Origin of the sequence: Microbacterium sp. ER1, assembly GCF_023383675.1 — a bacterium.
GTDB lineage: Bacteria > Actinomycetota > Actinomycetes > Actinomycetales > Microbacteriaceae > Microbacterium.
The window spans coordinates 90,263-103,875 of record NZ_QCXO01000130.1; the positions used below are offsets into that span (position 1 = coordinate 90,263).

Genomic DNA, 13,613 nt, shown 5'->3' on the forward strand with positions numbered 1-13,613 from the left:
GTCTAGGAGGTGGCCGGCTCGAACCAGGTTCCGATGTCGGCACCCGCGAGCGCCTGGGCGACGAGGTCCGCGCTGGTGACGAGGACGCCGATGCCGGAAGCCGCGGCCAGCCGGGCGGCGGAGACCTTCGTGGCCGCTCCCCCGGTGCCGACGCTGTTGACGACGGTGGCGCCGAACTCCAGCCCGGAGAGATCGGCGTCGGGGGCCACGATGTCGATGGGCTCCGCGCCGGGGTCGCTCGGCGGGCGCGTGTACAGCGACTCGATGTCGCTGAGGAGGATGAGCGCGTCGGCCTCGATGAGCTGGGCGACGAGAGCGCCGAGCCGGTCGTTGTCGCCGAAGCGGATCTCCTGTGTCGCGACGGTGTCGTTCTCGTTCACGATCGGCAGGATGCGCAGCCCCAGCAGACGCTCCATGGCGCGACGCGCGTTCGACCGCGACGTCGGGTTCTCGAGGTCTCCGGTGGTGAGCAGCACCTGACCGGCGACGATGTCGAAGGGCCGCAGGGCCTCCTGATACCGGTAGACGAGGATGTTCTGGCCGACCGCGGCCGCGGCCTGCTGCGTGGCGAGGTCGGTGGGCCGCGCGTCCAGGCGGAGGAAGGGGATGCCGGACGCGATCGCTCCCGACGACACGAGCACGACCTCTGCTCCGCGGGCATGCGCCGCGGCCAGCGCCTCGACGAGCACCGGGATGCGCCAGGACGACTCGCCGCTGATGGACGACGAGCCCACCTTCACGACGATCCGCGTCGCCGTCGCGAGGTCGGCGCGCGTGCGTGAGGTCACGCCTCGTCCTCGCGGTAGGTGGCCAGGCGCTCGGCCTCCAGCTCCGCGCGCGCCTGCGCCTTGGCGTCCATGCGCTCGTAGTACTGCTCGCGCCGCTCGGACGTGGTGCGGCGGGCGTTCGGCGCCAGACGCGGGTCGGTGCCGCGGGGTGCCGTCATGAGCTCGGCGGCGGAGCTCATCGTCGGCTCCCAGTCGAAGACGATGCTGTCGCCTTCGCCGATGACGACGGTCGAACCCTGCACGGCGCCGAGGCGGAAGAGCTCGTCCTCGACGCCCAGCTTCTCCAGACGGTCGGCGAGGTAGCCCACGGCCTCCTCGTTCTGGAAGTCGGTCTGCTGGACCCAGCGCACCGGCTTCTCGCCGAGGATGCGGTAGATGTTGCCGTAGGTGCCGCCCTCGACGCGGATGGTGAACGGCTTCACGGAGCCCTTCGGCCGGATGACGACGCGCTCGCGCGGCGCCTCGACCGCGGTCTCCTTGCGGTGCTGCTCGACCAGCTCGCCGAGCGCGAGCGTGAGGGGGCGCAGCCCCTCGTGCGAGACCGTGGAGATCTCGAACACCCGGAAACCACGGGCTTCCAGGTCAGGACGCACGAGGTCGGCGAGGTCACGGGCCTCCGGCACGTCGACCTTGTTCAGCGCCACGAACTGCGGGCGCTCCAGCAGCGGCGTCTGCCCCTCCGGCACCTCGTACGCGGCCAGCTCGGCGAGGATGACGTCGAGGTCCGAGATGGGGTCGCGGTTCGGCTCCAGCGTCGCGCAGTCGAGCACGTGCAGCAGGGCGGAGCAGCGCTCCACGTGCCGCAGGAACTTGAGTCCGAGCCCGCGTCCCTCGCTGGCGCCCTCGATGAGGCCGGGCACATCGGCGACGGTGTAGCGGAAGTCCTCCACCTGGACGACACCGAGGTTCGGGTGCAGCGTCGTGAAGGGGTAGTCGGCGATCTTGGGCCGTGCGGCCGAGATCGCGCCGATGAGGCTCGACTTGCCCGCGGACGGGTAGCCCACGAGCGCCACGTCGGCGACGGTCTTGAGCTCGAGCACGACATCGCCCTCGAAGCCCGGGGTGCCGAGCAGGGCGAACCCGGGAGCCTTGCGCTTGGGGGTCGCCAGGGCCGCGTTGCCCAGTCCACCCTGACCGCCCGCGGCCACGACGAAGCGCTCGCCCGGCTCGATCATGTCGATCAGGACGTCGCCGTTCGGGTTCTTGACCACGGTGCCGACCGGGACGGGGAGCTCCAGGGTCTCGCCGTCGAAGCCGGAGCGGTGGTCGCCCATGCCCGGTCCGCCGTTGCCCGACGAGCGGTGCGGCGAGTGGTGGTACGACAGCAGCGTGCCGGTCTGCGTGTCGGCGACGAGCACGATGTCGCCGCCGTCGCCGCCGTTGCCGCCGTCCGGACCACCGAGGGGCTTGAACTTCTCCCGGTGCACGGAGACGCAGCCGTTGCCGCCCTTGCCTGCACGCAGGTGCAGAGTGACGGTGTCGACGAACGTGACCATGTGCGAGTCCTTCGGTTGCTCAGGGTGCCTGACGGCAGATACACGGACGGGGCGAGCCGAAGCCCGCCCCGAACCGGATGTTTAGCGTGGTGCTGTGATCACTCAGCAGCAGCGACGATGTTGACGACCTTGCGGCCGCCCTTCGCGCCGAACTCGACCGCACCGGCGGCCAGAGCGAACAGCGTGTCGTCGCCACCACGGCCGACGTTGGCGCCGGGGTGGAAGTGCGTGCCGCGCTGGCGGACGATGATCTCGCCGGCGAGGACCTGCTGACCGCCGAAGCGCTTCACGCCGAGGCGCTGTGCGTTGGAGTCACGACCGTTACGGGTGGAGCTTGCGCCCTTTTTGTGTGCCATGTCCTGGTCTCCTCGGTCTTACTTGATGCCGGTGATCTTGACGCGCGTGAGCTCCTGGCGGTGGCCCTGACGCTTCTTGTAGCCGGTCTTGTTCTTGTACTTCTGGATGACGATCTTCGGGCCGCGGAGGTTGCCGACGACCTCAGCCGTGACGGTGACCTTCGCCAGCGCGTCGGCGTCGGTGGTCACCGTGGAGCCGTCGACGAGCAGCACGGCGGGCAGCTGGATCTTGTCGCCCTGGGCAGCCTGAACACGGTCGAGCTGAACGATGGTGCCGACCTCGACCTTCTCCTGCCGGCCACCGGCGCGCACTACTGCGTAAACCACTTCATACCTGTTTCGTTGGGGAGCACGCGGCTCCGAGAATCTCACGGGAAGACTGTTGCTTGCATGCGTCGCTGGTACGACGGGCGCGAATGCAAGACTCTCCGCTTCGGCCGTCGAGGACGAGGCGGCATGCGCACCAAGGGACTACTTTACCGGATGCCGGACGACCTCGCAAAGTGAGCCGGGTGACGGGGCCGGTCGTAGGCTGACGGAGTGACCGTACTCGTCGACGACCCCCGCTGGCCCGCCCACGGACGCCTGTGGGCGCACCTGGTCAGCGACGACAACCTCGACGAGCTGCACGCGTTCGCGCGCAGCCACGGGATCCCGGCGCGGGCCTTCGACCTCGATCACTACGACGTCCCTGAGGACGCGGTCCCCCGGCTCATCGCCGGCGGTGCACAGCACGTCTCCGGCAGGGAGCTGGTCACCCGCCTGATCGCGTCAGGCCTCCGGGTCCGCGGACGCGACCGGCGCCACTGACGCCTCCGAGCTCACGGACACCGGCGTGCCGGACAGCGCGGCGGTGGTGACCCGACGCCGTCCACGACCCTGACCCGGCGCCTTGGGTTCCGGAAGCGCGTCCAGGACCGAGTCGAGAAGCTCCTCGGTCGGCGTCTTCGGCCCCTTGCGGTCCCCGCGCTTCTTCCGGGCCTTCTTCGGGCGCTCCGACGCAGGAGCCGGTGCGGGCTCGGCGGCCGGAGCCTCGGCGACCGCGTCACCGGCAGGGGCGATCGTGGACGCGGCGATCTGCGCGAGGGCCGACTTGGCCCCCTCGGTGATGCTGTGGGTCACCGGCGGGGCGGCGGGGGCGGAGTGGTTTCCGCCGCCGTTGCCGTTGCCGTTGCCGCCGTTCCCGCGCTGGCGGCGTCCGCCGTTGCCGTTGCCGCCGTTGTTGTTGTTGCCGTTGCCGTTCGCGCGGTGCTTCACGACCGGGTCGTGGTGGACGATCACGCCGCGACCCGCACACACCTCGCACGCCTCACTGAAGGTCTCCAGCAGGCCGAGGCCGAGCTTCTTGCGCGTCATCTGCACGAGACCGAGCGAGGTGACCTCGGCGACCTGGTGCTTCGTCCGGTCGCGGCTCAGGCACTCGATGAGTCGACGCAGCACGAGGTCGCGGTTGGACTCCAGCACCATGTCGATGAAGTCGACGACGATGATGCCGCCGATGTCCCGCAGACGCAGCTGGCGGACGATCTCCTCCGCGGCCTCGAGGTTGTTCTTGGTGACGGTCTCCTCGAGGTTTCCGCCCGAGCCGACGAACTTGCCGGTGTTGACGTCGACGACCGTCATGGCCTCGGTGCGGTCGATCACGAGTGAGCCGCCGGAGGGCAGCCAGACCTTGCGATCCAGCGCCTTCTCGATCTGCTCGGTGATCCGGAACGCGTCGAACGGGTCGACGTCGTCCTCATAGGCCTCGACGCGCTCGAGCAGGTCGGGCGCGACGCTCTCCAGGTACGCCCGGATCGTGCGCTGCGACTCCTCGCCCTGGATGAGCATCTTCGTGAAGTCCTCGTTGAAGACATCACGGACGATCTTCACGAGCAGGTCGGGCTCGGCGTGCAGGAGCGCGGGGGCCTGCTGGCTCTCGACCTGCTTCTGAATGTGCTCCCACTGCGAGGTGAGGCGTTGCACGTCGCGGGTCAGCTGCTCCTCGGTGGCGCCCTCGGCCGCCGTGCGGACGATCACGCCGGACGACTCCGGCAGCACCTCCTTGAGGATGCGCTTGAGTCGCGCGCGCTCGTTGTCGGGCAGCTTGCGGCTGATGCCGTTCATCGAGCCGCCGGGCACGTACACCAGGTAGCGGCCGGGCAGCGAGATCTGGCTCGTGAGGCGGGCGCCCTTGTGCCCCACGGGGTCCTTGGTGACCTGGACGAGCACGCGATCGCCCGGCTTGAGCGCCAGTTCGATGCGACGGGGCTGGTTGCCGGTCTCGACGCCGTCCCAGTCGACCTCGCCCGAGTAGAGCACGGCGTTGCGGCCGCGACCGATGTCGACGAACGCGGCCTCCATGCTGGGAAGCACGTTCTGCACGCGACCGAGGTAGACGTTGCCGATCAGCGAGGCGTCCTGATTGCGGGCGACGTAGTGCTCCACGAGCACGCCGTCCTCCAGCACCCCGATCTGCGTGCGGCCGTTCTTGGAGCGCACGACCATCTTGCGGTCGACGGACTCCCGGCGTGCGAGGAACTCGGCCTCGGTCACGACCGGACGACGACGACCGGCGTCGCGGCCGTCACGACGGCGCTGCTTCTTGGCCTCGAGGCGCGTCGAGCCCTTGATCGCCTTCGGCTCGGTGATGTACTCGACGACGCGCTGGCGCTGCCGCGGCTCGTCGCGCTGGTCATCGCCCTCGGAGCCGCCGCGGCGACGACGCCCGCGGCGCCCTCCCCCGGACTCGTCCTGGTCGCGCTCCGGCGCACGGTCGTCACGACCGGGACGAGCAGGAAGCGGGACGATCTCCGGTGCGTAGAAGTGCAGCTGGGTCGACACCTGCGACACGAAGACCTCGGGCAGCAGTCCGAGCGACACGGCGGTGACCGGCGCAGGCTTCTCCGGCTGCGCAGGGGCCTCGGGCTCGGCAGGAGCCTCGGACTCGGCAGGAGCCTCGGACTCGGCAGGAGCCTCGGACTCCGCAGGGGCCTCGGGCTCGGCAGGAGTTTCGGGCTCGGCAGGCGCCTCGGACTCCGCAGCGGCCTCGGACTCCGCGGAAGCCTCGGACTCCGCAGGGACGTCCTCGGACAGAGCCTGCGCCGCGGGAGCCTCGCTCTCCGCCTCGAGCTCTGCGGCGTGGGTGGGCGCCGTCAGCGGCTCCGCGGCATCAGCCGGGGCGTCGAGGGCGGGGGCGTTGTTGTCATTGTTCTCATCGGCCATCTCTGGCGTGCTCCCTGGCACGGTCCACTGCGTGTCCCGTGAAATCTCATGCGGCACCCGCGGGTGCCGCGAACTCAATCGGCCTGCGACCGGCTCATGGCTCTGGTCGCGTGGGGCATGGGCCCCGAAGTCTGCTCGACGCGTGTCGCGGCAACGCCGTTCATCGCATCACAGGTCATTATCGCACCAAGTCGGTCCGATCGCGGCATCCCGTCGCTCACCGCCCGTTTTCTCCGGGCGGTTCTCGCCCTTTCCATAGCCGTCGCTGGGATAATCCTGAGCATGAGCGAGCAGCGCACCCGCCCCGTCGTCTATGCCGTGTGGTTGATCATCGCGAGCGTCATCGGCTGGTACGCCGCCTTCCAGCTCACCGTCGAGAAGTTCGCACTGCTGGAGAAGCCGCAGGAAGCGCTCGGGTGCGATCTCAGCCCGTTCATCCAGTGCAGCGTCAACCTGCAGTCGTGGCAGGGATCGGTGTTCGGCTTCCCGAACCCGATCATCGGTCTCACCGGCTGGATGGCGCCGCTCGTCGTCGGCGTCGCGATCCTCGCCGGGGCGCGGTTCCCGCGGTGGTTCTGGGCGGCGTTCGGCGCGGGCATCACCTTCGCCTTCGGCCTCGTGTGCTGGCTGATCGCGCAGAGCCTGTACAGCCTCTTCGTGCTCTGCCCCTGGTGCATGGTCACCTGGGCCGTGACGATCCCCACCTTCTTCGCCACGATGGTCCATCTCGCCCGCAACGGCACCTTCACGAGCAACGCGAAGGTCCGAGCGCGCGCCGAGAAGCTCATGCCGTGGGTGCCGCTGGCGACCGTCATCGCGTACGCGCTCATCATCTTCCTCGCGCAGCTGCAGGGACTCGACTTCCTCGGCGAGATGGCGAAGATCCTGTTCTGATCTCTCCGTGAGAACGACGAAGCCCGTCCGCCATTCCGGCGGACGGGCTTCGTCGTGAGGGTCGGGATCAGTCGAACCAGATGCCCAGCTCGCGGGCGGCCGACTCGGGGCTGTCCGAGCCGTGCACGAGGTTCTGCTGCACCTGGAGCCCCCAGTCGCGACCGAAGTCACCACGGATGGTGCCGGGCGCGGCGGTCGTGGGGTCGGTCGTGCCGGCGAGAGAGCGGAAGCCCTCGATGACACGGTTGCCGGCGAGACGGATCGCCACCGAGGGGCCGGACATCATGAACTCGAGCAGGGGCTCGTAGAACGGCTTGCCCTCGTGCTCGGCGTAGTGCGCGGCGAGCAGGTCGCGGTCGGGCTCGACGAGGCGGATGTCGACGAGGGCGTATCCCTTCGCCTCGATGCGGGCGAGGATCGTGCCGGTGAGGCCGCGGGCGACACCGTCCGGCTTGACGAGGACGAGGGTTTCTTCGGTGGCCATGTCATTCACTCTCTGTGTCTGCGTTCTGCGCGGTCGGAGCCCCGCTCGGGCGTCGTGCGTCCAGGCGGGCCCCCATGATGGTCGCATACGCCCACATGCCGCCGAAAATCAGGACGACGAGAAGCACCGCAGGGACGGCGATGGCCGACAACGCGACCACGATCTGCACGATCCACCCGGCGGGGATCGCCCAGGGCTTCGTGATCATGCCCGCGATGACGACGCAGGCAACGGCCACGACGGCACCGCCCACGATCCCCCACCACTGCTCGATGCCGGCGGGCAGAGCCTTCAGGCCGAAGATGGTGAGGCCGACGAGGAAGACGACGATCGCCTCGAAGCCGAGCACCACCGGGGCGAGCTTCTGCACGAGGGTGCGCGGGGCGCGCGGTCGACGCGGGGCGGCGGCGGCACTCATGCGCGCCACCCCGACTTCCAGTCCTCCTCTTCGGAGAGCGCGATCGCCTCGCCCGCGAGCACGACGGAGCCGGCGATGACCACGGCCCGACGATCCGACGAGGCCGCCCATTCCCGGGCCGCGTCCGCGGCGTCTGCGAGGGACGGGTGCACGGTGGCGCGCTGTCCGGCCTGTTCGACGAGATCGGCGATGAGGTCGGCATCGCTGGCGCGGTCCGACTCCGGCGCGGTCGCGAAGACGTGCGCGGCGGCCGGCGCGAGCCGCGCGACGATCCCCGCCGCGTCCTTTTCCGCGAGGACGCCGAGCACCAGGCCCCACTCGTCGAAGTCGAAGCTGTCGTCCAGCGCCTGGGCGAGCGCCGCGGCGCCGTGCGGGTTGTGCGCGGCGTCGACGATGACGGTGGGAGCGATGCCGAGGAGCTGCAGGCGGCCGGGAGATGTGCTGCCCTGGAGTCCGTCGGAGATGACGCCGCCGGCGATCGCCTGGCCGGCGCCGCCGATGAGCGACTCGACGGCGGCGACGGCCAGCGCGGCGTTGTGGCCCTGGTGCGCGCCGTACAGCGGCAGGTACTCCTCCTCGTACTGCCCCGCAAGGCCCCGGATGGTGAGGAGCTGACCGCCCACGGCGAGCTTCTGCTCGGCGAGCCCGAAATCCTCGCCTTCGAAGGCGATGGTGGCATGGCGCTCCGCGGCCACGCGGCGCAGCACCTCGGCGGCCTCGGCGGGCTGCTGGGCGGAGACGACGGCGGCGCCCTCCTTGATGATGCCGGCCTTGACCTGGGCGATCTCGGCGATCGTGCTTCCCAGGCGGTCCGCGTGGTCGATGTCGATCGGAGCGAACACCGCCACGTCGCCGTCCGCGGTGTTCGTGGAGTCCCACTCGCCACCCATGCCGACCTCGAGGACGAGCACGTCGACGGGCGCGTCGGCGACCGCGACGAAGGCGAGGACCGTGAGCAGCTCGAAGAACGTCAGGGGGGCCTCCCCTGCCGCCTCGAGCTCGGCGTCGACGATCCCCACGAAGGGCTCGATCTCGTCCCAGGCGTCGGCGACGGCCTCGTCGGCGATCGGCTCGCCGTCGATCATGATGCGCTCCGTGAAGCGCTCCAGGTGCGGGCTCGTGAACAGGCCGGTGCGCAGGTCATGGGCACGCAGCAGGCTCTCGATCATCCGCGCGGTCGACGTCTTGCCGTTGGTGCCGGTGATGTGGATGACGCGGTAGGTGCGCTGGGGATCGTCGAGGTACTCGAGGATCCGCGCCGTCCGCTCCTTGCGCGGCTGCACCCAGCGTTCCCCGGCACGGCTCAGCAGCGTCTCGTAGACGGCGTCGGCCCGGTCTCTCGCACTCATGCGCCCACCTTCTCCAGGTTCGTGTCGATCGTGACGAGGAGCGGCGCCTTCCCGGCCCCGAGGGCCTTCGCCCCGCTCCGATGCACGCCGTCTCCGGGGCTGGTGACCTCGTCGACGAGCCGGTCGAGGTCATCGGTCGGCTGCACGGCGAACGCCACGGCGAGCGTCTCGGCGGCGATGAGGTCGGCATGGGTCTCCAGCGCCGCCGCCTCCGCGGGAGCGGCGTTGAGGGCCAGCACGATCCGGTCGCTGACGTCGAGCCCGGCGTTCTTGCGCGCCTCCTGCACGACGCGGATGGCGTCGCGGGCGATGCCCTCGGCTTCCAGCTCCGGCGTCGTGTCGGTGTCGAGCAGGACGAACCCTCCGGACGGGACGATGGCCAGGGCCTCCCCCTCGGGGCGACCCGTGGTCTCGAGGACGAGGTCGTACTCGGCGGGCTCCAGCGCGATGCCGCCGGCGGTCACGACGCCGTCGGTCTCGGACCAGTCACCCGAGCGCGCGGCCTGGATGGCCTTCTGCACGTCCTTGCCGAGGCGCGGACCCGCGGCGCGGGCGTTCACGCTCAGCCGGTGGCTGATGCCGTACTCCCCGGCTGCCTCATCGGTCAGCGGGACGAGCTCCACGGTCTTCACGTTGAGCTCCTCGCGGAGGATGTCCTCGAACTGACCGAGGTCGGCCGCGAGCGGAGAGACCACCGTGAGCCGTGCGAGCGGCAGGCGCACGCGCAGCTTCTCCTTCTTGCGCAGCGCGTTGCCGACGCTCGATAGCTCACGGACGGCATCCATGGCGTCGCGGATCTCGTCGGCGGCGGGGAACTGATCCGCATCCGGCCAGTCCTGCAGGTGCACGCTGCGCCCGCCGGTGAGCCCCTGCCACACGCGCTCGCTGATGAGCGGGACGAGCGGCGCGGCCACGCGGCACAGCGTCTCCAGCACGGTGTACAGGGTGTCGAACGCCTCGCGGCTCTTCGGGTCGTCCGTCACGCCCACCCAGAACCGGTCCCGCGAGCGGCGGATGTACCAGTTCGTCAGCACCTCGGCGAAGTCACGCAGCCGCGCGGACGCGGTGGTCGAGTCCAGACCCTCCAGATCGGCCCGGACCTCGCGGACGAGATCGCCCAGGCGCGCGAGGATGTACCGGTCGAGGACGTCGGTCGAGTCGGTGCGCCACGATGCCTCGTACCCGCCTCCCTGGGTTGCTGAGCCTGCTCCTCCCTGGGTTGCTGAGCCTGTCGACGCATTCGCATACGTCGCGAAGAAGTACCACGAGTTCCACAGCGGCAGCAGGAACTCCCGCACGCCGGACCGGATGCCCTCCTCGGTGACGATGAGGTTGCCGCCGCGGAGCACTGCGCTGGACATCAGGAACCAGCGCATCGCGTCGGACCCGTCGCGGTCCAGAACCTCGGACACGTCGGGGTAGTTGCGCAGCGACTTCGACATCTTGTAGCCGTCGCTGCCGAGCACGATGCCGTGGCAGCTGACGCCCGTGAACGCCGGGCGGTTGAACAACGCCGTCGAGAGCACGTGCATGACGTAGAACCAGCCGCGGGTCTGGCCGATGTACTCCACGATGAAGTCCGCCGGGGAGTGCGAGTCGAACCACTCCTGGTTCTCGAACGGATAGTGCACCTGGGCGTACGGCATCGAGCCGGAGTCGAACCACACGTCGAAGACGTCGCCGATGCGCCGCATCGTGCTCTTGCCCGTGGGGTCGTCGGGGTTCGGCCTGGTCAGATCGTCGATGTAGGGGCGGTGCAGGTCCACCTCGCCCTCCGGGTTGCGCGGCAGCGTGCCGAAATCGCGCTCCAACTCCTCCAGCGAGCCGTAGGCGTCGACGCGCGGGTACTCCGGGTCGTCGCTCTTCCAGATCGGGATGGGCGAGCCCCAATAGCGGTTGCGGCTGATCGACCAGTCGCGGGCGCCCTCGAGCCACTTGCCGAACTGCCCCTCCTTCACGTTCTCCGGCACCCAGGTGATCTGCTCGTTGTTCGCGAGGAGGTCGTCCTTGATGTCGGTGACCCGGATGAACCAGCTCGACACGGCCTTGTAGATGAGGGGGTTCCGGCAGCGCCAGCAGTGCGGGTAGGAGTGCTCGTAGCTCTGCAGCCGGACCAGGCGACCGTTGTCGCGGATGATCCGCACGAGCGGGGTATTCGCGTCCATCCACAGCTCGCCCGCGACATCCGTGACGTTCGGGAGGAAGCGCCCGCCGTCGTCGAGGGACAGGATCGTCGGGATGCCCGCAGCGCCGGCGACGCGCTGGTCGTCCTCACCGTAGGCGGGTGCCTGGTGGACGATGCCGGTGCCGTCGGTGGTGGTGACGTAGTCGTCGACGAGGATGCGCCAGGCGTTCCCCGTGCCGTAGGTCTCCTCGTCCGCGTAGTAGTCGAACAGGCGGTCGTAGGTGACGTCGGCCAGCTCCGCACCGCGCAGCGTGGCGTCGACCGCGGCGAGCGCGTCCTCCGGGCTCTCGTAACCGAGATCCTTGGCGTACCCGCCGAGCAGATCCTTCGCGAGCAGGTAGCGGTGCGCAGAGGCCTCGACCGCGAGCTGGTCGGCCGAGGGAGCGGCGCGTCCCTGGTGCACGTCGGAGGCGCCGGCGGGACCGGCGGGCAGCACGACGTACTCGATGTCCGGCCCCACGGCGAGCGCGAGGTTGGTCGGCAGGGTCCAGGGGGTCGTCGTCCAGGCGAGGGCGCGCACGCCGGTGAGCCCGAGCGCCTCGGCCTTCGCGCCGGTGAGCGGGAAGGTGACCGTGACCGACGGGTCCTGTCGCATCTGGTAGACGTCGTCGTCCATGCGCAGCTCGTGGGCGGACAACGGCGTCTCATCGCGCCAGCAGTACGGGAGCACACGGTACCCCTCGTAGGCGAGCCCCTTGTCGTACAGGGTCTTGAAGGCCCAGAGCACGCTCTCCATGTAGCCGAGGTCGAGCGTCTTGTAGCCGCGCTCGAAGTCCACCCACCGGGCCTGGCGGGTGACGTAGTCCTCCCACTCCCGCGTGTACTTCAGGACCGAGGAGCGCGCCTTCTCGTTGAAGACGTCGATCCCCATCTCCTCGATCTCGCTCTTCTCGGTGATCCCGAGCTGCTTCATCGCCTCGAGCTCGGCGGGGAGCCCGTGGGTGTCCCATCCGAAGACGCGGTCGACCTTGTGCCCGATCATGGTCTGGAAGCGCGGGAACACGTCCTTCGCGTAGCCCGTGAGCAGGTGGCCGTAGTGCGGCAGACCGTTCGCGAAGGGAGGGCCGTCGTAGAACACCCACTCGGGGGCACCCTCGCGCTGCTCGATGGAGGCGCGGAAGGTGTCGTCGGTCTTCCAGAAGTCGAGCACCTCCTCCTCGATCTGCGGGAAGCGGGGGCTCGGCGCCACAGTGGTGGCCTGGTCGGCAGCGGGGCCGAAGGAGGAGCGCGGGTAGGTCATGGTCTCTCGCAGTGGTCGTCGTGGCGGATGCTGCTGCGAGGACGATCCTCGCGGACCGCGGTACCACCTCGCGTGCCCCTGCGTCTCCTCGACAAGCTCAGAGACCCACGGACCACTCTCACTGCGGCTGTGACGGGCCTGCCCCGCTCGGTTCTACTGAGTCCGTCGCCGGACCGTTCTTCCGAGAGCTCCCCGGTGATGGCCGGATCGATGCTCGTGTGCCCATTGTACGCGTGCTCCTCCTCCCGCGGATTCCCTTCCACGTCGCAGGAACCGGAGACACCCCTGCGACCCGGGGCGGGATCTGCGACATCACGTCGTGCGAGCACGATGCAGTCCCTGGGCGACGGCGCGCATGACGAGGTCCTGCACCGCGGGCCACTCGTCCATCACCTGGTGATAGCCCAGACGGATGACGTGGAAGCCGCGCAGTTTCAGCTCCGCATCGTGACGGTTGTCCTGGTCGCGCTGGGCTCCGACATGCGTGCCGCCGTCGATCTGCAGCACGAGCCGCTCCCCGATCAGGGCATCCACCCGATGTCCGGCGATCCATGTCTGAAAGCGCAGCGGCAGACGGAGCCAGCGCAGTCGCACGCGCAGGTAGGTCTCGAGCCCCGCATCCGCGAACGGCAGCGCCTCGCCCAGGAGCCGCCACCCGCGCGGTCCCCAGCGGAGTCGGAGCAGCCTCTCTCGATCGACGAGACCCTTGTTCAATGCCGACTCCCAGGTCGCGAGCGCCTGTTCGTACGGCTCACACGTGGACACCAGGCTCAGCACGTTCTCGATCGGGTCCTCCAGGGCATCCGGGTGTCGCGGAACCAGAGGCCGAGCCCAGTGCACGCGTGCCTCCGGCGGCTTGCCACCCCGGCTGCCCGGGCTGGCCGCGAGGTGAAGGCGCGGCCTCTCGTCGTGCACCCAGATACCCAGCCGCCGCGCCTGCGTCACGCACGTCAGCAGAACACCGTGCTGGGCCGCGGTCACCCGACGCGGATCGGCATCGGGCAGCGCCACCCACCCGACCCGCACCCGCCGGATCATCCGCTCCGCGACCGCCGTCTCGAGGTCGTACCGACTGACCCCGCGATCCCGCAGCCGCTCGACCCGTGCGACTCCGTCGACCTCGCGCATCGCCTGCAGCAGCCGCGCCCGCCTCATCCCGTTCATGCCCTCGATGCTGCTCCCCCACCCCTCCCTCGCTC

General features: G+C 69.8%; 12 protein-coding genes. 2 read left to right on the forward strand and 10 right to left on the reverse strand.

Annotated features, from left to right (window positions below):
* Positions 1-2: 2 nt before the first annotated feature.
* The 4 genes from proB to rplU all read right to left on the reverse strand — a co-directional run bounded on the left by proB (position 3) and on the right by rplU (position 2,967).
* Positions 3-788: a glutamate 5-kinase gene (gene proB, locus BV453_RS06525; protein ID WP_249521163.1), complete on the reverse strand. Its 786-nt coding sequence runs from the start codon at positions 786-788 to the stop codon at positions 3-5.
* The gene (gene obgE / locus BV453_RS06530; RefSeq protein WP_249521164.1) at positions 785-2,284 is read right to left on the reverse strand and encodes a GTPase ObgE; all 1,500 of its coding nucleotides are present in this window, start codon (positions 2,282-2,284) and stop codon (positions 785-787) included. The genes proB and obgE overlap by 4 nt, the downstream gene beginning before the upstream one ends.
* A 98-nt stretch (positions 2,285-2,382) precedes the next feature.
* Complete coding sequence (gene rpmA, locus BV453_RS06535; protein WP_025104972.1) at positions 2,383-2,640, reverse strand: 50S ribosomal protein L27; 258 nt, start codon at positions 2,638-2,640, stop codon at positions 2,383-2,385.
* An 18-nt stretch (positions 2,641-2,658) separates the two neighbouring features.
* Positions 2,659-2,967, reverse strand: a complete 309-nt coding sequence (rplU, locus tag BV453_RS06540) for a 50S ribosomal protein L21 (protein WP_025104973.1) — start codon at positions 2,965-2,967, stop codon at positions 2,659-2,661.
* Between the two features lie 213 nt (positions 2,968-3,180).
* Between rplU and BV453_RS06545 the strand changes: the two genes are divergently transcribed.
* Positions 3,181-3,450, forward strand: a complete 270-nt coding sequence (locus tag BV453_RS06545; RefSeq protein ID WP_025104974.1) for a DUF4031 domain-containing protein — start codon at positions 3,181-3,183, stop codon at positions 3,448-3,450.
* Here BV453_RS06545 and BV453_RS06550 read toward each other — a convergent pair.
* A complete protein-coding gene (locus tag BV453_RS06550; protein WP_249521165.1) occupies positions 3,412-5,844 on the reverse strand; it encodes an Rne/Rng family ribonuclease in 2,433 nt (810 codons plus the stop codon). The two genes, BV453_RS06545 and BV453_RS06550, sit on opposite strands and share 39 nt — an antisense overlap.
* Before the next feature lie 282 nt (positions 5,845-6,126).
* On the opposite strand from BV453_RS06550, the gene BV453_RS06555 reads away from it, so the two are divergent.
* Positions 6,127-6,738 carry a vitamin K epoxide reductase family protein gene (locus BV453_RS06555; RefSeq protein WP_025104976.1) on the forward strand — a complete coding sequence of 204 codons (612 nt, stop codon included), beginning with the start codon at positions 6,127-6,129 and terminating at the stop codon, positions 6,736-6,738.
* Between the two features lie 67 nt (positions 6,739-6,805).
* Here the strand turns inward: BV453_RS06555 and ndk are convergent, their stop codons facing one another.
* From ndk to BV453_RS06580, 5 genes are all read right to left on the reverse strand, one after another.
* Positions 6,806-7,222, reverse strand: a complete 417-nt coding sequence (gene ndk / locus BV453_RS06560) for a nucleoside-diphosphate kinase (RefSeq protein WP_025104977.1) — start codon at positions 7,220-7,222, stop codon at positions 6,806-6,808.
* Between the two features lies 1 nt (position 7,223).
* A complete protein-coding gene (locus BV453_RS06565) occupies positions 7,224-7,640 on the reverse strand; it encodes a DUF4233 domain-containing protein (protein WP_231919630.1) in 417 nt (138 codons plus the stop codon).
* A complete protein-coding gene (locus BV453_RS06570; protein WP_144881232.1) occupies positions 7,637-8,989 on the reverse strand; it encodes a folylpolyglutamate synthase/dihydrofolate synthase family protein in 1,353 nt (450 codons plus the stop codon). Before BV453_RS06570 ends, BV453_RS06565 begins: the two co-directional genes overlap by 4 nt.
* Positions 8,986-12,414, reverse strand: coding sequence for an isoleucine--tRNA ligase (ileS, locus tag BV453_RS06575; protein WP_249521166.1), 3,429 nt, complete (start codon positions 12,412-12,414; stop codon positions 8,986-8,988). The genes BV453_RS06570 and ileS overlap by 4 nt, the downstream gene beginning before the upstream one ends.
* A 312-nt stretch (positions 12,415-12,726) precedes the next feature.
* Positions 12,727-13,578 (reverse strand): DUF559 domain-containing protein, encoded by an 852-nt coding sequence (locus BV453_RS06580; protein WP_249521168.1) that lies wholly within the window; start codon positions 13,576-13,578, stop codon positions 12,727-12,729.
* Positions 13,579-13,613: the final 35 nt, after the last annotated feature.

Bases quoted from the DNA above. Each gene is read 5' to 3' on its own strand.
- BV453_RS06565 (WP_231919630.1), bottom strand. From the start codon at position 7,640: ATGAGTGCCGCCGCCGCCCCGCGTCGACCGCGCGCCCCGCGCACCCTC.
- BV453_RS06550 (WP_249521165.1), bottom strand. From the start codon at position 5,844: ATGGCCGATGAGAACAATGACAACAACGCCCCCGCCCTCGACGCCCCG.
- BV453_RS06570 (WP_144881232.1), bottom strand. From the start codon at position 8,989: ATGAGTGCGAGAGACCGGGCCGACGCCGTCTACGAGACGCTGCTGAGC.
- BV453_RS06555 (WP_025104976.1), top strand. From the start codon at position 6,127: ATGAGCGAGCAGCGCACCCGCCCCGTCGTCTATGCCGTGTGGTTGATC.
- obgE (WP_249521164.1), bottom strand. From the start codon at position 2,284: ATGGTCACGTTCGTCGACACCGTCACTCTGCACCTGCGTGCAGGCAAG.
- rpmA (WP_025104972.1), bottom strand. From the start codon at position 2,640: ATGGCACACAAAAAGGGCGCAAGCTCCACCCGTAACGGTCGTGACTCC.
- BV453_RS06580 (WP_249521168.1), bottom strand. From the start codon at position 13,578: ATGAACGGGATGAGGCGGGCGCGGCTGCTGCAGGCGATGCGCGAGGTC.
- ileS (WP_249521166.1), bottom strand. From the start codon at position 12,414: ATGACCTACCCGCGCTCCTCCTTCGGCCCCGCTGCCGACCAGGCCACC.
- ndk (WP_025104977.1), bottom strand. From the start codon at position 7,222: ATGGCCACCGAAGAAACCCTCGTCCTCGTCAAGCCGGACGGTGTCGCC.